The following is a 17,653-nucleotide window of genomic DNA, read 5'->3' on the forward strand; positions in this document are numbered from 1 at the left end:
CTGCGATAAGGCGGCAAGAGCCGTCGCGGCACTTCAGTCAGACCGCTGAACCTACACACCATCAGCGCCAGGTGCGGCAATCACCGGATGCTTACCTTTTAACTGCGGGCCGAAGCCGAGGATGGCGACCGAAGGGTTGGCCGATATTTCCTGCCATTTCGGGCTTCTGACATCGGTATGGATTTCCAGGATGCGCCGCGCCGCATCCGCGCGCCGCAGCACGACCATGCGGGCCTGCGGCCGGCCGCCGGCATCGACCGAACACAGGTTCAGGTAGCGGAAGGCCGACTGCGGATCGGTAGTCGCGCCTTCGAGTTCGGCCCAGGCCGATGCATCTACCTCGGCGAGGGTCACCGTGCCGCCTCCACCTTGGCATTCCTTGTCTCGCCGTCTTTGACGATCCAGCAGCACATCGCTGTTCTCCCCCAGCGTTGAAAGCGATCCCGATCAGACAGACCGGGTCAGGCCGCCGTCAATCTTGAGGCTCTGGCCGGTGATATAACCCGCCCCTTCGGAAACGAGGAAGGAAATCGTCGCGGCCACTTCGGCGCTGGTGCCGTAGCGCTTCATCGGCACGCTGTCGCGGCGCTCCTCCGTCGCCGGCAAGCTGTCGATCCAGCCCGGCAACACGTTGTTGATACGAATGCCGTCGCCCGCAAAGGTATCGGCGTAAATCTTGGTGTAGGCGGCAAGCCCGGCGCGGAAGACGGCCGAGGTCGGGAACATTGCCGACGGTTCGGCCACCCAGGCGGTGGAGATGTTGACGATCGCGCCCGACTTCTGCGCCTGCATGATCGGCGTGACCAGGCGAACCGAACGGATGACATTCATCAGATAGATGTCGAGGCCGGTATGCCACTGTTCGTCGGTGATCTCGGTGATCGGTGCACGGGGCCCGTGACCGGCGCTGTTGACGAGGGCGTCGATCCGGCCCCACTTTTCCATGCAGGCGTCGACCAACCGCTTCAGGTCGTCGTTGGACTGGTTCGAGCCGGTCACGCCGATGCCGCCAAGTTCGTTGGCCAGCGCCTCGCCCTTGCCGGACGAGGACAGGATGGCGACCTTGAAGCCGTCGGCCGCCAGCCGCCTTGCCGCCTCCGCACCCATGCCGCTGCCGCCAGCCGTAATGATCGCTACCTTTTCTACTGCCATCGTCGCCATCCCTGCTCGATTTTACGCCCATTGCCGGGCCTTGATCCTTCGAATACCATGCGCCTTCAATGAGAGCGAACCAGTTTTCCTGAAATATCCCTGTAGAAAAACTATCGAATGTCCATCGGCAATCTCCCATCCCTCAACGCTCTCAGGGCCTTCGATGTGGCGGCGCGGCATCTGAACTTCCGGCTCGCCGCCGAAGAACTCGGCGTGACGCAGGGCGCGGTCGCCCAGCATGTGCGCGGGCTGGAGGCGGAACTCGGGGTGACCTTGTTCGAGCGCCTGCCGAAATCCTTGGCGCTGACGGGCGAGGGGCGCAGCTATGTCGCCGACGTCAGGCGCGCCTTCGAACTGCTTGCCAATGCCACCGCCAACCTGAAGCCGCAGCCGGTGAAACTGACCGTCAGCACGACGCCGACCTTCGCCTCGAAATGGCTGATACCGCGCCTGCCGGACTTTACCGCCAAACATCCCGGCCACGACCTGCACATCCTCGCCACCGATCGAATCTCCAGCTTCCAGACGGATGGCGTCGATCTCGCTGTCCGCTACGGCACGCCGCCCTTCGGTCCCGGCCTTGCCGCCGAGCTGCTGTTCGAGCAGGACATCATTGCGGTCTGCAATCCGGGCCTCGTCCCGGCAGGCCGCGAGCCGCACAATGCCGGTGAACTCACGCGCCACACCCTGCTGCACGACGTGCACAATTTCTGGCCGGAATATATCGACCGCTTCCTCGGCGGCGGCGATCCCACGCTGTTTCGCGGCATCAGCTTCTCGCAGACATCGCACGCGATCGAAGCCGCGATCGCCGGACAAGGCATCGCCATGGCGACCCGGGCTTTCGTCTCGACCGATATCGAGGCAGGCAGGCTGCGGCAGGTCTTCGATGGCGTGCTCAGAGCGCGGGCGGGCTTCTATCTGGTGAAGCCGCGCTACCGGAAGTCGGAAGCGGTGGACAAGCTTCAGGATTGGCTATGGTCGGAGGTGCAGGGCTGACTGTCTGCTCATCTTCCGTCAGTCGCCACATGTTCGGGAAGCGGCCGTATGGGGAAGGCAACACACCAGGCGACAGGCACCAACCCCGTCATTTCTTTTCCTCCCAGTATCTTTGCCAGAGGTCGAGCCTGGGTTTCAGCGTATCGGCTCCGAACGTCGCGCCGCGATTGGTGAAGTCGAAGACCCTGCCGACGGATGGGTCGTGGTGAGGCCATCTTGGCCATGAGCCGCCATTGGGGTCACCGCTCGTTGCAAATTGAACCCAGTAGGCACTCGCCAATGTGGCCATGGCCCAGTCGGCCGGTGTAACCTTGTCTTTCACCAGGGCGTTTGGGATGTTGAGCGTATAGGGAATTTCGAAGCCGTGCAGAGTGCCTTTCCATGTCGGATCGTTGCGGAGAGCCTCGGCGACATAGGAGAAACGATACCACCACGTCAGTTGACCCGCGCGGATCATCTCGTCAGCGAGATGGCGAGACGGTTCGACAAGCGTTTTGTCGGCCAGAACCTGCTGCGTCAACTCATCGAGGGCCTCTTGGCCTGTGGGATCATAGAGCGTCCGGGCTTCGGCCGCATGGTTGCCGAACAGGGCGAAGAGATCGTCTTTCGTCGCGGCCTCACCGATACCGAGATCACGACTATTTGCCCCGACGATGACCGGAACCGGCGCTTGACGGCCTGCCGCAAAAGCCGCTTCCGGCGTTTCGAGCAAAAACCGTCCGTCAAGAATCGAGCCGGAGATGCCGATGACCGGCTTGCCTGTCGACATTCCCGCCATCACCTCTGGTGCCGATGCGCCTTCGGTCAGTTTTTCCGCAGGCAGCGCCCGAAGGGCCTTGAGAGCGTCGGCATCGCGACCATTGATGCCAAGAGAACCCGCATAGTCCAAGGCGGTTTTCTCTGCTTCTTTCAACGGTGACAAGGGAGTGCTCTGCGCACGCGCGGTCGGGAGACCCGGTGACTGGAGAATGGCGCCGCGGAAAAGCCCCCGTGATAACGGCGATATCATGTGCGCCATCACCGAGCCGCCACCGGCCGACTCGCCGAAGATCGTCACTTTCTTCGGATCGCCGCCGAAGGCTTCGATATTTTGCTGGACCCATTTCAAGGCTGCAAGCTGATCCATGTAGCCATAGTTGCCGACGGGCTCGTCGGGGGATTCCTTTATCAGCGCCGGATGGGCAAAATAGCCGAGCCGCCCCATGCGGTAGTTCATGCTGACGAACACGACTCTGCGGGCGGCCAGCTGACCACCGGGATATTGAGGGGTGTTTCCATGAACAAGAGCGCCGCCGTAAATCCAGACCATCACCGGGAGCGGTGTTTTGGAGCGCTTGGCGGGTGTCCAGACATTGAGCGTCAAACAATCCTCCGACTTCGGCAGGTCGTCGGTCTGCATGCAGGACGGACCGAAATCGCGGGCATCCCTGGTCCCGCTCCAGGGCTTCATCGGTCGGGGATTTCGCCATCTCAGATCACCGACCGGTGGCGCCGCATAAGGAATGCCTTTGAAGCTGACGACTGAGCCCGACCTCTCACCCTTCAGAGTTCCGCTGTCGATTGTAACGGTGTCGTCCGCCGCACCCAAGCGTGGCGCGAAAGTCATCTGACAGGATGCGACCGCGAAAAAGAGCAGAAACTTGTGACTGCGTTTCACAAACACTGCACCCTCCAACCGCCAGGTTCAGGGTAAAATACTCCGATAGAGCGGCATCGAACAGCGTCCATCCGACGTCGACCAAAGTCCGGAAGCGGCAGGCATCGTCGGTATCGCCTTCAGCCCTGAAGGCTCGCGCCACGCTTCATTCGCCGATATTCCCGACCAGTTCCCATATATCGACCTTCTCGGCCCGTCCCTTGATCTGCGCGAGGCCGAGCGGACGAAGCTCGAAGCGGTCGGCCACAGTGTCGTGTATGGCCGCACTGACCAGGATCGAGGTGTTGAAGTCCTTGTTCAATCCTTCCAGGCGTGAGGCGACATTGATCGTATCGCCCATGGCCGTGTACTGCTGACGCGAGATCGCGCCGAAGCTGCCGACGACCGCCGGGCCGGTGTGCAAGCCAAAGCGGGTGAAGAGTTCGGGGCGGCCGTTCAAGCGATTGGCTTCGTTCAGGCCGTCCACCGCCGCTTTCATGGCAAGCGCGCATCGGCAGCCGTTTTCGGCATGCATGGTATCCGGAACGGGGGCGTTCCACATGACGAAAATGGAATCGCCGAGATATTGCACGACGGTGCCGCCATGGCGCTCGGCGATGGTGTTCAGGAGTTCGAAATAGGCCGACAGCGTATCGACCACATCCTCGGGTGAGTTGAGCTCGGAGATGGTGGTGAAGTCTCTGATGTCGGTGAACAGCACCGTCACATCCTGCCGCTTCGCCTTGACGAGCGTTCTTGCCTCGGGATCGATGATCCGCCGGACGACTTCACGCGGGACATAGAGGGCAAACTGGCTGATGGCATGACGGCTGGCCGCCAGCGCGCTCGCCAGCGTGTTGATCTCCGATATCCAGGAATGCGACATGGGCTTTTCGCCGATGTCGAGATCGCCGATCCTGCGCGCCTCGTCGGCGAGACGATAGAGGGAGCGGCTGACCATGCGCGACAGCAGCACCGATGCGGCGACACCTGCTATCACGAAGGCGCTGGCGATGAGGAGATTGTGCAGGAGCAGCCGATTGGCCTCGGCCACCAGGTCCTCCAGCGGCACGACGATTGCGGCCACGCTTCCCTGGAACAGGCCGGAGACGCTGACGGGGGCGAGCTGCACCAGATGGCTTTCGCCATCGAAATCGACCCGCGCCAGGCCGCCGGCGGCAAAGGCCGGATCCTGCCGCAACCTCGCCACGGTTTTAAGGCTCGCGTCGAAGCTGTTTGCACTCGCGGCAAAGCCCCCCGATGTCCTCGACCACAATCCGATGATCCTGTTCATGATATCGGGGTCGGAATGGGCGACGAGATCACCGCTGCCATCGATGATGTAAGCACGGGCATGCGGCGAAATCTCGCGCGTGTCCAGCAGGCGGCTGATGGTCTGCAGGTGAATGTTGATGCCGACGACCACCTGACCATCATTCCACATCGGCGCGGCGATCGTCAGCGTCGGAACATTGAGCGTGCCGGTGATATAGGGGCCGACGGAGACAGGCAAACCGTCCTGGACGACGGATTGATACCACGGGCGTTGCCGCGGATCGAAGGATGCGACTTCGACGTCGCGCTCGGCGATCTCTCTTGCCTGGCTGTCGAGAAAGCGAAGCGTCGAGATGACGTCGGCGCTCTGTCGCCCGGCGATCGTGCGGATCGCGAAGGCCGTGCCATCCGGGGTTGCGAGGGTCCGGCGGACATCCTGCCTTTCGGTGTTGATGGCCTGCAGGTATGAGCCGTCGGCATAGCCGGTGTAGATGCTCGTCGCGTTGGGGACGTTTCGCAGGACCTCCAGAAAGAATTGCTGTTTCGCGTCGATATCCCGAGGCGGCGGGGAGGCGAGCTGCGGCAGGGTCGATGCGAGTGCGACCGCCTCGATGCCTCCCTGCAGCGTATTGCGATATCCCTCGATCAGCCGCAGGCTCATCTCGCGCATCTGCTTCGCGCCCGCGCTGACCGCGGCATCGCTTCCGTGGCTGAATGCCATCCAGATGATCGGCGCCGACGTGCACAGCAGCGATGCGACGACCAGGACGCCGAGATGCAGTCTTAAGGGTTTGGACCAGCCCACGGGATTTCCCTCGAATGCTCTCCTGCCTTGCCGGGCAGGAACGAGCACTCCCAACGATTTCAAGCTAACCGCTTTTTGAAAGCTTGCACAAGGCGGCGAAGTCAGTGCCGAAAACGATTGGGATCAGCGGGGTTGCGCGGGCGGTGTCAGCGCTTGTATTCGGGCTCGCTGCGATCGAGCGCGCGCTTCACCGACTCCAGATGCAGCCGGGCCGATTCCGGGTCGCCTTCGCGCATCTGCCGATACGCCGCTTGCGCGATCTCCGGTGCGACGGCAAGGACTTCGCGTCCGGTCGACAAAGCGAGCGTCTGCACTTCGCAGGCGCGCTCGAGATAATAGAGATCGTCCCAGGCCTCGGCGATATTGGGTGCGCAGACCATCACCCCGTGATGCTTCATGAAGACGATGTCGGCATCGCCGATCGCAGCCGCGATCCGGTCGCCCTCGCGCGCGTCGAGCGCCAGGCCGTTATAGTTGCGGTCGACGGCCGTGCGCCCGTAGAATTTCAAGGCGGTCTGCCCGGCAAAGATCAGCGGATCGCCCTCCGTCATCGAAAGGGCGGTGGCATAAGGCATATGGGTGTGGAACGCCGCCCTGGCACGGGGAACGTTCTTGTGAATCCGGGCGTGGATGTAAAAGGCGGTCGCCTCGGGCTGGCCGCTGCCCGACACGACGTTGCCGTGAAAATCGCAGATCAGCAGCATCGAGGCCGTCAGCTCGGCAAACGCGTAGCCGTAAGGGTTGACGATGAACAGGTCGTCGTAACCGGGAACGACGGCCGAGAAGTGGTTGCAGATCCCTTCCTCCATGCCGAGCCGCGCCGCCATCCGGAAACAGGCGGCAAGATCGACGCGAGCCTGCCAGATGTCATCCGTATCGAGTTTCGGCTGGTTGGGGCCGCCGGCGGGCGATGGGGCTGTGTTGAGGGAGTGCGCCATGGGGTCGTCTCGGATTGGTGTCGGAAGGAGAGGGGCTGTGTTCTGGATTACGCCCGGATTGGTCTGGCATCAAGCCGGCTGGGCGCAAAGATGGTTCGCTTCATATCCTGTGCAGGGCGGGCATATTTTCATTCAGCCAATTCGCGCATGACCTTGATCAGCTCCGACTTGCCTTCGAAGCCGATGCCCGGCAGCTCGGGCATCAGGATATGGCCATCGACCACCTTGACGCCATCGGGGAAGCCGCCATAGGGCTGGAACAGATCGGGATAGCTTTCGTTGCCGCCGAGGCCGAGCCCGGCCGCGATGTTGAGCGACATCTGGTGGCCGCCATGCGGGATGCAGCGCGACGGCGACCAGCCGAACTGACGCAGCACGTCGAGTGTGCGCAAATATTCGACCAGGCCGTAGGAAAGGGCGCAGTCGAACTGCAGGTAATCGCGGTCCGGCCGCATGCCGCCGTAACGCAGCAGGTTGCGGGCATCCTGATGGGAGAACAGGTTCTCGCCGGTCGCCATCGGTGCGTCGTAAAATTCGGAGATGGCGGCCTGCAGAGCGTAGTCCAGCGGATCGCCGATCTCCTCGTACCAGAACAGCGGATAGTCGCGCAGCATCTTCGCATAGGCGATGCCGGTCTCCAGATCGAAGCGCCCGTTGGCGTCGACCGCAAGCTGCGCCTGCGAACCGATCTCCTCCAGCACGGCTTCGATGCGGCCCCGGTCCTCGTCGATCGACGCGCCGCCGATCTTCATCTTGACGACGGTATAGCCGCGGTCGAGATAGCTCCGCATCTCCGCCCGCAGAGCGCTGTTGTCCTTGCCGGGGTAGTAGTATCCGCCAGCGGCATAGACGAAGACCTTCGGGTTGGCCTCCCGGTCTTTCATCTCGGCGAGAAGACGAAACAGCGGCTTGCCCTCGATCTTGGCCACCGCGTCCCAGACCGCCATGTCGATGGTGCCGACGGCGACCGAGCGCTCGCCATGGCCGCCGGGCTTCTCGTTGGTCATCATCCTCGCCCAGACCCTGTGCGGATCGAGATTGCTGCCGGCCTCGTTCATCAGGCTTTCGGGTGCTGCTTCGAGGATGCGGTCCCTGAAGCGCTCGCGGATCAAGCCGCCCTGGCCGTAACGGCCATTGGAGTTGAAGCCATAACCGACGACGCGACGCCCATCCCTGACGACATCGGTGACGACGGCAACCAGGCTGGCGGTCATCTTGCTGAAATCGATATAGGCGTTGCGGATCGGTGAAGCGATCGGCTTCGTGACCTCGCAGATGTCGATGATGCGCATGACGGGCTCCATTCCCTTCGCCGAAGGCGGCTGATGACGATGGTTTCATTTTGATGCGCGGCGGTCGGCGCGTCCAATGCCGATGCGGGTTCTATCAGTGCCGTTTCGGCATCATCACTTTGCGCAAACAGGCAGAGAACCGCAAAGAAACATTGATTTGTCAGGCGCTATACCGTCTTTTTAGTGTTGACATGGCACTGCAACCGTCAAAGGAACCTTCCGTGGAGACCGCATGGCTCGCCGACCTCCAGGCTCTTGCCGAAACGCTGAACTTCTCGAGAGCGGCGGAACGGCGCAACATCACCCAGCCCGCCTTCGGACGTCGCATCAAGGCGCTGGAAGAATGGTGCGGGTGGGAATTGGTCGATCGCTCGACACACCGGCTGAAGCTGACGCCGGCGGGAGAGCTGATGCTGGAGGCGGCGAGCGATATTGCCGCAAGGCTTGAACGCGCCGCCCGCGATCTCGCGCAGATCAAGGCGGCGACATCGACCGTCACCTTCGCGGCCACCCACGCGCTCTCCTTCATCTTTTTCCCCTCCTGGATTCAAGGGTTGGGGCACAGCGCCGCCGCCATGCCCATCCGGCTGCTCTCGGACAATATGAACGAATGCGAGAAGATCATGCTGGAAGGGCGGGCCCAGTTCCTGCTGTGTCATTACCAGGAACACAGCGGCATCCGGCTGGACATGCAAAATTATCGCCATGTCGTGCTCGATGCCGACCGGCTCGTCCCGGTCTGCGCCCGAAAGAAGGACGGAGAGCCGCTTTACAGCCTCTCCGGGACGACGGGCGTTCCGCTTCTCGCCTTCGAAGAAAAGTCCGGCATGGGGCGCATCCTGGCTGCAAACCTTTCCCAGCGCATGCAGTCGCTGCGTCTCGACACGGTGTTCACCTCACACCTCGCCATGGCCCTGAAGGCGCTGGCGATCGAGGCAAAGGGCGTTGCCTGGATTCCGCTGAGCCTTGCAAGCGACGAGACTGGCCCCGGCGGCCGGCTCGCCTTCGCCGGGTCTGGGGAGTGGGCCGTCGACGTGCAGATCGTCCTGATGAGGCCGCGGGCGCGCATGACCGAAATCGCCGAGAGCTTCTGGACCCTGGTGTGCAGCAGGGATTGACCTGACGGCGCATGGTGCAATGATCCGTGTGGATCAGCAACGAGAGGTTGGCATGTCGATCGCTAGCTTGCCTGCGCCACCCTATTACGTCGTCTGCTTCTCATCGCAACGAACCGAGGTCGAAGACGGCTATGGCGACGTCGGCGCTGCGATGGTGGAGCTGGCGAAGCAGCAACCCGGCTTCCTGGGTTTCGAAAGCGCCCGCCGTGCCGACGGTTTCGGCATCATCAACTCTTATTGGCGGGACGAGGAAAGCATCCGGGCCTGGAAAGCGGTTATCGATCACGTCGAGGCGCAACGCCGGGGCCGGACTGACTGGTATAGGCGCTATGAAATCCGCGTCGCCCTCGTTCAAAGAGCTTATGGATTCGAAGCGGATATCGCCAAACCGCGATGATCCTTGCCCCGCCATCGGCCGCAGGTATGGATCCCAGGCTCGGGCCTGGGATGACGGAGGGTGGGGGTGCGAAGGGGCTTGTTGACTGTGTTGCCAACACAGGGTTGTATCGAGTGTCGACGCAGGAGGTACGGGCGCGGATGAACTTCGTGAGATTTATTGGTTTATTGGCGTCGCTGGCATGGATTGTTTACGGGCCGTCGGCCAATGCCGGCTCCTTGGATGATGCGGCTTTTAAGAACATCCCAATTGGCCAAGCCGCGAAGTTTTCGACTCTATCGTCTTGATGCCCAGGCGGTTTGCCTGCTCCAGCCCTACCAAGACCGATTACATTCCAACGATGCGTTCGCCGCCAGAGTGAACATGTATCTCGCCGCGAACAACTACGTTGCGGATGAGGGCCATTTTGCATTCGTGCTCGTTGGGAAGGAAACAATCGAGCTCGCCCCGTTCAAACGGTCCCAAAAGCTTGACGTCTTGGCAAAGCACGAGATTTCCTCATCGGCCGAGGAGATGTTGCCGAAGGGTTTTGCCCCACACGATTGCGCCAGCGGTCAATCTGCAGGCTTTGTGAAGATCGGACTGCGCGCAAGAACCTACGTCGTGCTTGGTGAACTGCCCTAGGCACGCAACCGCTGACACGATCCGGTATTTTGATTCGATGGGATGTGACTGAGATAGCCGGCGAGGATCTCCCGCCGGAGGCAGGTTTGGGGATGAAGGTCTCGACCTCACCCTCCGTCTTCCTCGGGCTTGAGCCGAGGATCCAAGCTGGCCTCCACCAGCCACGGGCATTGCACCGGAAGGTAGTTCATAGGAACGAGGCGGCTATGCAGATCGGGGCCATCTGGTTGCCCAGGATCATAGAAGATGCCGTTATCGGCGTCATAGAGGATGAAGTGGTCTCCTTCGACATGGACTACCGCTACCCCGCAAACATCGTCCCAGCTCTCGGCTTTGCGTAATCCGCCAGTCTGCCAGCCCAACGCGCTCAGGACGCCGCGCAGTTCTTTCCAGGTTGTGTAATGATTGGTCTGAACGCCCCAATCGATCATGCTGGCAATTTGGTCGTAGGGTTTGCCCGTCAACATCTGCAAGACGAAAACGCCGCAGCCATCATCCCTTGGACATTGCGTAACAAATTCGAAGCGGACCTTATCGGCTGCGGGTTGTGTCAATGTTCAGTTCCTGCGGTTAGGTGTCGGACGGCGCCTTGAGTATCGACGCCCATGACACCCACGTAGCTGGTTGCTTCGAATTGCCTTCCGTGGACATTCAACTAAACGTTTGACGGGGCGGTCTCGATGCTGTTGGCAAGTGACTTTAGAGCGTGCTGCCAAATTGCGGCTGCACTCTCTGGCGGCGGCGTGGATGTGACGTCCAAGACCAGGGTGTTGGGATGCTTCGGATCAAAAACCTTGTCCCGCCGGCTTCTCTCCCTGGAGGCTTGCGCATCGGTCGCTTTCAGATCGTTGCGGCGCGCGGGCATGGAGATACGGCGTGCCAGCTCATCTTCGTCGCAGAGAAGTCTCACGGGCACCAGGACAGCCCCGCATTGCCGAGCGGCATCGGCGAACTGCTGGTAGGTGCGAAGACTGCGCTGATCACCATCCCGGCCGGCATGCGTGAAGATGAAGTTGGCGGAAGGGGTGGTGTATTCGGCAATTGCATCCAACACGGTTTGCCGAATTCGTCCCGTATAATCCCATATTCCTTCAGGAAGGTGGCCCGTTCCATCATCGTCCAGGAGACGCAGAACCGGGTTGTTGAACCAGTGATTGTCGATGACTTTCGCCGAGGACAGGCTTTGCAACTCCCTTGCGATCGTCAGTTTTCCAACGCCCGGAAAACCGATCAGCAAAATAAAGATACGCATCATCCTATGCCTTCAGGTGCCGAGGGATCATGTGAGGCGCAGAATAGGCGATATACCGAATGCCGCAATGAGTGCTCATCGGATGCCACAGCAGACAGACTTCGGGCTTTAGTTCGACAGGTAGGTTTGAAGGAATGTGCGAACGCTGCGGATGGACTTTCCTGCGGCGTCCGGATTGTATTTTTCGATGTGACCCAGCACCCGCCTTCCCACCTTAAACTCCGGGGCGTCGAAATCGTGATAGGTACCCTTGTAGATATTGAGCTCGATGGGTGGGCTGGCGTCACTCAGCTTGGCAAGCCTCTTCCGGCATCGGTCGGCCGGGCTCCAATTGTCTCGGTCGCCGGTTAAAATCAGGATCGGCACCGTCGCATCGCCCTGCGTTGCCGCGCAGAGGGGATAGTAGGCAACCGCTGCGGTGAACTTGCGGTCCATCAGCTGTTCGTTGCCTTCGATTTTTGTTCCCTCCAGCGTCGCGGTGCCGCCCGTTGAAAAGCCCATCAGGGCAACGCGCCTGATATCGACAAAGCTTTGTTTCGATAAGAAATTCAAAGCGCCATAGGCGTCGAAGACGCGATCGGGGAGATGGCTTTGACACGGGTCCTTGATGTGGCGGGTGGTGAAGCTATCGACGACCAGCACGACATAGCCCCATGCGACCAGCCGTTTCGGCCAAAGGTCCTTGACGCTCAACCGCATGCCCTCGCATCCATGCAGGAAGACGACCGCCGGGAAGGGGCCATCACCCCCGGGGCGGGATAGATATCCCAGCAATGGCGTACCCTGCGGTTGAGAAAGAATTTCTCCCTGTTCCCTCGCCTTGCTTATTCGAAACGGGCTTAGCTTGACGGGCGCGCTTTCGAAGTGAACCAGTTCGTCGGCATCAGCCGGGTTTGCGGCGAACGTGACGCCGAGAAAAGCGGCAAGGCAAAGAAAAAGTCTCGTGGTTTTCACTGAACTTCTCCACCGTTGGATCAACAGCCTGCAGATTATACGCCGGGCCCGAGAGGCGCGCAAAGCGGGAGGCGTTCGGCTGCCGATCGGGTTGGATTGGGTGGATTAAATTACCGCGCGTGGCGGCCAAAAGCGCTTGATCACCCCCTGGCAGGTCGTTTATGACTACCGTAAATCCGGGCTGCGAGATTTGAACCCAGGGGGATGTCCACCAAATCGGCAACGCTCTCCTGTCGTATGCGCCTGGCTAAGGCTTGCGGACCGGTCATTTTTGAAGTCCGGACAGCTTCCTCAGATCATCGTTGATCCTGCTCTGCCATCCTCTTCCGCCTGACCGGTAGTGTGCGATCACATCAGGATCGAGCCGGATGGTGATGGTCTGCTTCGTCTGTTCGAGCGTCGGTCGGCCTCTGCCTCTGCGTATCTCGTCGACATGGTCGAAAAACGCATCCGGAAGGATCTCTACCGCCGGCCGGGTCGATGCAAGCTCCTCATCGGTGAGTTCGGGACCATCGACTGCATCCCAATCCTCTTTCGAGTAGCCATGGCCGGGCTGAAATTCCTTCTTGACGGGATATTTAGCGGTCACGAAAGCACCTTCCTTTCAGTGTTGCTGGCTGGGCGAAAGCTGATGAGCGAAACGGCCTCGCTGCCAAGCAGCGCATAGACGACGACGGCGGTTCCGTCCTCATAATAGCCGATGGCCTTGAAGCGGCCGCCGTGGCTGGCGGTAATCACTGCATCTTCCAGTCGAAGAAATACACGTCTCCGAAATCGAGGCCATGCTTCTGAAGATTGGCGATCCTCTTTGCTTCGTCCCAGGTGATTTTCACCACTTGTATGTACATTAATTCGCGACGTCATGCAAATATGCGTACATACAAAAATAAATTCAGTTGGACGCTGTCCAACCCAAATTTGCCCCCAAGCGACGGAGCGATCCTGCGCGAAAGCGCGGGATGGCACCACTTCACGCCGCCTCAAGATAAAGCTCCCCTCTTCAAGGAGAACAGCAATGTTCGCCTCGATTGCTCCGGCCTCGCGGGCCGCCGTGGTGACGCCGAACGATACCGCCATCGTCGGTGCGCGTGCGCTTGATATCGGCACGGCGGGCGACGTTGCCATTGCGTCGTGGCGCTGACCGGGACCACGGCATCCAATATCGTCGCGCTTTTTTAGAGAATTCGGCGGCAGCGCCTCATGGGAAGACCGATCAAGTTCAGCCAGGCGATCGCCGAGAAGATCTGCGAGCGCATCGCCGACAGGGAAAGCCTGCGGTCGATCTGCCGTGACGAGGACATGCCGGCGAAATCGACCGTGCCGTCCTGGCTGGCGGACGAGGAGAAGGCGGCGTTTCGGGCACGCTACGCCCTGGCGCGCGAGCTCCTGGCCGACGATTTCGTCGACGAGATGGTCGAGATCGCCGACGATCGCAGCAATGACTGGATCGAGAAGAAGAATGCCGCCGGCGAGACCACCGGCTGGCAGGAGAATGGCGAGGCGATACGGCGGTCGCAGCTGCGCATCGCCACCCGCCAATGGGTCGCCGAGACGCTGAAGCCGAAGAAATATGGGGCCAAGGTCGAGCTCGATCATGGCGTGACCGGAACATGTCGAAGGGATATCGATGGCGATGGCTGTCTTGCGCGGCACGGCCGCGCCTTGACGGGCTAGAACGTGGTTTCTTGTACTAGCCACCAGACGGGAAAAAATGCCAGTGAGATAGCAGCCAGCCAGACCGAGGCGAACTTGATCAGATACAGTCGTCTCGCTTTGGCTTCGTTCCACTCGTAGTACATCGCCAACTCCAAACTTTAGGCGTCGCTACTGAAACACCGCTCCAGCGATGAGTCGAGTGCGGAACTGCAACACTTGGCAACGGCTCGCTTCGGCGCGCGTTTTTCTCTTCCATCACGATCTGGAGCTTCCCATGCAACTCGTCTCCGACTGGAAGCGGGTGCTTCGCCATGCCCGCTCCGTCCAGCTATGGGCGGCGGCATTCCGGCGTCAAGATCGTTGCCTTCCGCTGCTCGGCCGCACTGTCTCCACCCGCACAGTCCCGCTGACATCAGTCGGCACCGTTGGCCTCCGCAACGATCGCCTCCGGCATCAATGGGTTGGCGACGGGGCAGACGGTTTCGATCTCCGGCGCCACGCAGACAGAATGTAACGGCAATGTGATCATCACGGTCACCGGGCCGAACAGTTTCACTTACAATTTCGCGGGATCTGCCACCATGCCGGCAACAGGCACGGTCAGCGCCAACGACCTCTATCTCCGGGCGGAGTATCAAAACTTTTCGGCCAACAACACGTGGCCGGCAGATGGCACGGATGCTTCCGGCAAATGGCGCCTTCGTAACGACATTCTTGCGAAAACGAATGCTTGCTGCGACGAGTCGATCGCCGGAGCAGAGATCAACACCTATGCCGGGGCCGGATGGCATTGACCGCCTGTCGACCACGTCGATCGGCAGCATCTCCGGTAACACCATCACAATCCCGATCCCGCGCGCCACGGTGCTGCCAGTCGGCTCCATCGTGCGCCCCAGCGTCACGCCGGATGGCGTTCATCCCTACGGCACTGTGATCGACCGTGTCGCCAATGGCATTCCCCAGTCCGAAAAGCTGAAATTTTATCCCTAGGTGAGCACCGAGAGCGATGACATCCAATGACGATATCCTCCGCGCGCTCGGGCGTGTCGAGGGCAGGCTGACAGGCATCGAGGACAATGTCGCGCTTCTGCGCAGGGAGGTCAGCGACGAAAAGACCAACGCGCACGACAGCCGCGCCGTGATCCACGCGCGGCTCGATGAGCAAGCCAGACAGATCGCCCATCTCGATACCAGCGTGGCGATCAGCGGCGGCGCGGATGCGCAGATCCGCCAGGAGATCAAGAGCCTTAAAGAGACCGTCGAGAAGAACCAGGAGACGGTCGCGCCGGCGCTTGAAGAGTGGAAACGGATGAAATCGATCGGTTACGGCTTATCCGGGCTGATCGCCTTTGCCGGGCTGACGATCGGCGGCATTATTGCCTATGCGAGCGATGGCGCGGTGGCGGCGTTGCGACATTGGTTGAAGATCAGTTGAGTTGAGGGCGCCGATTGTCCGCGGCTTCGCACTCCATCGCACTCGCAGCACGCCTCAAGCAGCCGTTTTTTGGTCGGCGGAGCTACGTTGCCAAATCCAACCAACCAAACCCTAAATTTTAGGCATCGCTAACGAACAAATCGGCGGCCTGTTGGTTTTCCTCTCAGGAGGAAACGGCCATGAAAACCATGAGCAATCGCCAAGTTCGCATTCCCGGCCCGCGAGAGTACGATGTTGCCGAGCATTGCCGCAAGTTTGGGATCGGCCCGGCGGAGGAGAAGAAGCTGAAGAAACTTCTCGGGTCTCGGGCGCCGCTCCATGAAATCCAGGCCAATGCTCCGCCGCGGCAGCCAAGGTGGCGTTAGAGAATTTCGGGAAACTGCGAAGCGGTTTCCGTCGGGACGTGCGTAACAAAGGTTGGAGCGGTTCAGTTTTCATCAAGGCTAAGCCGCTTTAACGCGAGGGGACGGCGCATCTGATTGTTTCACGCGGCATTACAGCAATGATTCAAAGATTGAGCGGAACAGAGCAGTGCCGCAAACGCTCGCGAAAGAGGTATTGTTGCCGGGTTTTGAAATGATCGATCTTGCTTGCACATGAGCCGATTGTTCGGCTCTTTCCGCTTCGCTGCGCTGAAAGCCCCGCTCCGGCGGGGTTTTTGTTGGCGCGGGATGTGGCCGTCGATTTTCGTTTGGCCGGAGCCTGTCTGTATGACGGCTGCCGTCGTGCCCGGACAGGTTGTCTATTATCCCCCTGTCGGTTTTCCCGAGGGGTGTGGTGTGGGATCTCTGCCGGGAACTTCCGCCAATATCGGGGGTTTTGCCCGCGGATCGCGCGGCAGGTTTCGTCTCCTGTACCCACTGCTACCCCTGCAGTTGCTGCGCGGTCCACTGATTTCAAACGGGATGACGGATGCGGCTTTGCATCTCGGCGATCGCCAGCGGGCGAAGCCGTCTGTCGTTCGTCATCGGCGTCTGGAGGTTCAGCCCTTCGAAGACGCAGGTGTGTGTTTATGTGTCGACGTCCGCATGTGAAATGGCTCACGACGGCACAGCTGCGCGCCGGGCAGCCTATCAGTGCCGCAGTTGGCGCGACAGCATCAGGATGTAATCGTCGGCGATGTCGGCAACCACCATGGCGGCTTCCGCGGCCGTGTATCCCCTGCTGACGGCGTCGCTGACGATCTTCATGACGGCGGGTTCAAGTGCTTCCCGGCAGTCCGAAAGGCTGTCGGCATGCGGGCATTTGGCACGAAATTCCAATACGTTGTTCATGGCATACCCTCCATTTGATGTTGCTGCGCCCTATGCGTCAGTTGCTCAATCCCCGGAAGAACCAAGCCTTGGTCTCGGTGGAGCGTCGCTCGCGGGAACCAGAATGACTATCGTAAGAATACGATGGCATAGGCCGCGACGTATTCAAGCGCGCGCTGATATTAAGGTAAGCCAGTAGGGTTAATTCGTCCGCTGATGTTGCATCGTGGCATCGGAGGCTGCCGCAGTCCGGATTGCGATAAGAGGTGGCGCCTCCGAGGCTGTCTTCGGTCAGACGCTGATGCGGCGGCCGGCCTTGTCTGCTTCTTTGCGATTGGCGCCGTGCTTTTCGATGATGGTCCTGGCATCCTCGTTGGAAATGCGGTGTTTTTTCGCGAAGTAGATGACATCGTAGGGGCCGTCAGTCGCAGCCGCTTTGGCGGGCTGGACCTTATTCGCTTTGTCATTGGTCATGATTTTTCCTTCCGTGGAAATGTTGGGCTGGCCATCAGTCCATGTCGGCGCATACCAGCACCTATCGTCTCCGGATCGGGGATCGGAGAACCGGCAATCTCAACTCGGTGTCCGTCGAAGACTTGGCTTCTTCCGCCCTATCGATGCGCCCGGGCCGTCATATGTTTTTCCCAGATCTGCGTGGCCTGCGCTGCCGTGCCGGTCTTGTGGAAGCGCAGCAGGTGCAGTCCTTCCGCCCGTCGTTTCTCGTTGAAGGCGCTGTTTTCGTAGTCGGTGCCTTCGACAATGCTCTCGCTTTGAAGAACGGCCTTCAATTCCTGCACATAGTGCCCGGTGATGTTGAAAAGCGCTTCATTCTCGGGTGCGTCTGTCATCGTTTTCCCTATGGGTGGT

23 protein-coding genes and 2 pseudogenes are annotated in these 17,653 nt (G+C 60.4%); 10 read left to right on the plus strand and 15 right to left on the minus strand.

Annotated elements, in window-relative coordinates; genetic code table 11:
* Positions 1 to 102: 102 nt before the first annotated feature.
* Both FHT79_RS28065 and FHT79_RS28070 read right to left on the minus strand, forming a co-directional pair.
* Positions 103 to 354: pseudogene (locus FHT79_RS28065) on the minus strand (pyridoxamine 5'-phosphate oxidase family protein); the annotation flags it as partial.
* Positions 355 to 447: 93 nt separating this feature from the next.
* Entirely contained in the window at positions 448 to 1,152 is a 705-nt protein-coding gene (locus tag FHT79_RS28070; protein ID WP_063476699.1) for an SDR family oxidoreductase, read from the minus strand.
* 117 nt (positions 1,153 to 1,269) lie between these two features.
* Here FHT79_RS28070 and FHT79_RS28075 point away from each other — a divergent pair, with 117 nt between their 5' ends.
* Positions 1,270 to 2,151 (plus strand): LysR substrate-binding domain-containing protein, encoded by an 882-nt coding sequence (locus tag FHT79_RS28075; protein ID WP_183904558.1) that lies wholly within the window; start codon positions 1,270 to 1,272, stop codon positions 2,149 to 2,151.
* A gap of 88 nt (positions 2,152 to 2,239) precedes the next feature.
* On the opposite strand, the gene FHT79_RS28080 is transcribed toward FHT79_RS28075, so the two are convergent.
* From FHT79_RS28080 to FHT79_RS28095, 4 genes are all read right to left on the minus strand, one after another.
* On the minus strand, positions 2,240 to 3,814 hold the full coding sequence (locus FHT79_RS28080; protein WP_183904559.1) for a carboxylesterase family protein: 1,575 nt from the start codon (positions 3,812 to 3,814) through the stop codon (positions 2,240 to 2,242).
* A gap of 139 nt (positions 3,815 to 3,953) precedes the next feature.
* Entirely contained in the window at positions 3,954 to 5,867 is a 1,914-nt protein-coding gene (locus FHT79_RS28085) for an adenylate/guanylate cyclase domain-containing protein (RefSeq protein WP_183904560.1), read from the minus strand.
* A gap of 146 nt (positions 5,868 to 6,013) precedes the next feature.
* Positions 6,014 to 6,805 carry an aldolase gene (locus FHT79_RS28090; protein ID WP_097595790.1) on the minus strand — a complete coding sequence of 264 codons (792 nt, stop codon included), beginning with the start codon at positions 6,803 to 6,805 and terminating at the stop codon, positions 6,014 to 6,016.
* Positions 6,806 to 6,933: 128 nt separating this feature from the next.
* Positions 6,934 to 8,097, minus strand: coding sequence for a mandelate racemase/muconate lactonizing enzyme family protein (locus tag FHT79_RS28095; RefSeq protein ID WP_183904561.1), 1,164 nt, complete (start codon positions 8,095 to 8,097; stop codon positions 6,934 to 6,936).
* Between the two features lie 221 nt (positions 8,098 to 8,318).
* On the opposite strand from FHT79_RS28095, the gene FHT79_RS28100 reads away from it, so the two are divergent.
* The 3 genes from FHT79_RS28100 (at position 8,319) to FHT79_RS28110 (ending at position 10,236) form a co-directional block, all read left to right on the plus strand.
* A complete protein-coding gene (locus FHT79_RS28100; protein ID WP_183904562.1) occupies positions 8,319 to 9,215 on the plus strand; it encodes a LysR family transcriptional regulator in 897 nt (298 codons plus the stop codon).
* A 52-nt stretch (positions 9,216 to 9,267) separates the two neighbouring features.
* Positions 9,268 to 9,612 carry an antibiotic biosynthesis monooxygenase gene (locus FHT79_RS28105; protein ID WP_183904563.1) on the plus strand — a complete coding sequence of 115 codons (345 nt, stop codon included), beginning with the start codon at positions 9,268 to 9,270 and terminating at the stop codon, positions 9,610 to 9,612.
* Positions 9,613 to 9,861: 249 nt separating this feature from the next.
* The gene (locus FHT79_RS28110; RefSeq protein ID WP_246714066.1) at positions 9,862 to 10,236 is read left to right on the plus strand and encodes a hypothetical protein; all 375 of its coding nucleotides are present in this window, start codon (positions 9,862 to 9,864) and stop codon (positions 10,234 to 10,236) included.
* Positions 10,237 to 10,343: 107 nt separating this feature from the next.
* On the opposite strand, the gene FHT79_RS28115 is transcribed toward FHT79_RS28110, so the two are convergent.
* The 5 genes and pseudogenes from FHT79_RS28115 to FHT79_RS28135 all read right to left on the minus strand — a co-directional run bounded on the left by FHT79_RS28115 (position 10,344) and on the right by FHT79_RS28135 (position 13,275).
* A complete protein-coding gene (locus tag FHT79_RS28115) occupies positions 10,344 to 10,790 on the minus strand; it encodes a hypothetical protein (protein ID WP_246714067.1) in 447 nt (148 codons plus the stop codon).
* A gap of 101 nt (positions 10,791 to 10,891) precedes the next feature.
* Positions 10,892 to 11,488 (minus strand): AAA family ATPase, encoded by a 597-nt coding sequence (locus FHT79_RS28120; RefSeq protein ID WP_183904597.1) that lies wholly within the window; start codon positions 11,486 to 11,488, stop codon positions 10,892 to 10,894.
* 108 nt (positions 11,489 to 11,596) lie between these two features.
* Complete coding sequence (locus FHT79_RS28125; protein ID WP_183904598.1) at positions 11,597 to 12,442, minus strand: dienelactone hydrolase family protein; 846 nt, start codon at positions 12,440 to 12,442, stop codon at positions 11,597 to 11,599.
* 265 nt (positions 12,443 to 12,707) lie between these two features.
* Entirely contained in the window at positions 12,708 to 13,031 is a 324-nt protein-coding gene (locus FHT79_RS28130) for a BrnA antitoxin family protein (protein ID WP_028757023.1), read from the minus strand.
* A pseudogene (locus FHT79_RS28135) lies at positions 13,028 to 13,275 on the minus strand (BrnT family toxin). Before FHT79_RS28135 ends, FHT79_RS28130 begins: the two are co-directional and overlap by 4 nt.
* 182 nt (positions 13,276 to 13,457) lie before the next feature.
* Between FHT79_RS28135 and FHT79_RS32440 the strand changes: the two are divergent.
* Positions 13,458 to 13,583, plus strand: a complete 126-nt coding sequence (locus FHT79_RS32440; protein WP_280952222.1) for a hypothetical protein — start codon at positions 13,458 to 13,460, stop codon at positions 13,581 to 13,583.
* Between the two features lie 59 nt (positions 13,584 to 13,642).
* Positions 13,643 to 14,116: a terminase small subunit protein gene (locus FHT79_RS28140; protein ID WP_245434969.1), complete on the plus strand. Its 474-nt coding sequence runs from the start codon at positions 13,643 to 13,645 to the stop codon at positions 14,114 to 14,116.
* Between the two features lie 394 nt (positions 14,117 to 14,510).
* On the opposite strand, the gene FHT79_RS32250 is transcribed toward FHT79_RS28140, so the two are convergent.
* Positions 14,511 to 14,654, minus strand: coding sequence for a hypothetical protein (locus FHT79_RS32250; protein WP_246714068.1), 144 nt, complete (start codon positions 14,652 to 14,654; stop codon positions 14,511 to 14,513).
* A 25-nt stretch (positions 14,655 to 14,679) separates the two neighbouring features.
* Here FHT79_RS32250 and FHT79_RS32255 point away from each other — a divergent pair, with 25 nt between their 5' ends.
* The 4 genes from FHT79_RS32255 (at position 14,680) to FHT79_RS28155 (ending at position 15,898) form a co-directional block, all read left to right on the plus strand.
* The gene (locus tag FHT79_RS32255; RefSeq protein WP_246714069.1) at positions 14,680 to 14,892 is read left to right on the plus strand and encodes a hypothetical protein; all 213 of its coding nucleotides are present in this window, start codon (positions 14,680 to 14,682) and stop codon (positions 14,890 to 14,892) included.
* The gene (locus FHT79_RS32260; protein ID WP_246714070.1) at positions 14,870 to 15,088 is read left to right on the plus strand and encodes a hypothetical protein; all 219 of its coding nucleotides are present in this window, start codon (positions 14,870 to 14,872) and stop codon (positions 15,086 to 15,088) included. The genes FHT79_RS32255 and FHT79_RS32260 overlap by 23 nt, the downstream gene beginning before the upstream one ends.
* A gap of 16 nt (positions 15,089 to 15,104) precedes the next feature.
* Positions 15,105 to 15,533: a hypothetical protein gene (locus tag FHT79_RS28150; RefSeq protein WP_028757021.1), complete on the plus strand. Its 429-nt coding sequence runs from the start codon at positions 15,105 to 15,107 to the stop codon at positions 15,531 to 15,533.
* A gap of 179 nt (positions 15,534 to 15,712) precedes the next feature.
* Positions 15,713 to 15,898 (plus strand): hypothetical protein, encoded by a 186-nt coding sequence (locus FHT79_RS28155; protein ID WP_183904564.1) that lies wholly within the window; start codon positions 15,713 to 15,715, stop codon positions 15,896 to 15,898.
* Positions 15,899 to 16,606: 708 nt separating this feature from the next.
* On the opposite strand, the gene FHT79_RS28160 is transcribed toward FHT79_RS28155, so the two are convergent.
* The 3 genes from FHT79_RS28160 to FHT79_RS28170 all read right to left on the minus strand — a co-directional run bounded on the left by FHT79_RS28160 (position 16,607) and on the right by FHT79_RS28170 (position 17,634).
* Positions 16,607 to 16,807, minus strand: a complete 201-nt coding sequence (locus FHT79_RS28160; RefSeq protein WP_097595784.1) for a hypothetical protein — start codon at positions 16,805 to 16,807, stop codon at positions 16,607 to 16,609.
* 270 nt (positions 16,808 to 17,077) lie between these two features.
* Positions 17,078 to 17,260, minus strand: coding sequence for a DUF3606 domain-containing protein (locus FHT79_RS28165; protein ID WP_097542770.1), 183 nt, complete (start codon positions 17,258 to 17,260; stop codon positions 17,078 to 17,080).
* A 137-nt stretch (positions 17,261 to 17,397) separates the two neighbouring features.
* Positions 17,398 to 17,634: a hypothetical protein gene (locus FHT79_RS28170; protein ID WP_018241121.1), complete on the minus strand. Its 237-nt coding sequence runs from the start codon at positions 17,632 to 17,634 to the stop codon at positions 17,398 to 17,400.
* Positions 17,635 to 17,653 lie beyond the last annotated feature (19 nt).

Origin of the sequence: Rhizobium sp. BK212, from assembly GCF_014197475.1 — a bacterium.
GTDB classification, from domain to species: Bacteria; Pseudomonadota; Alphaproteobacteria; order Rhizobiales; family Rhizobiaceae; genus Rhizobium; species Rhizobium anhuiense.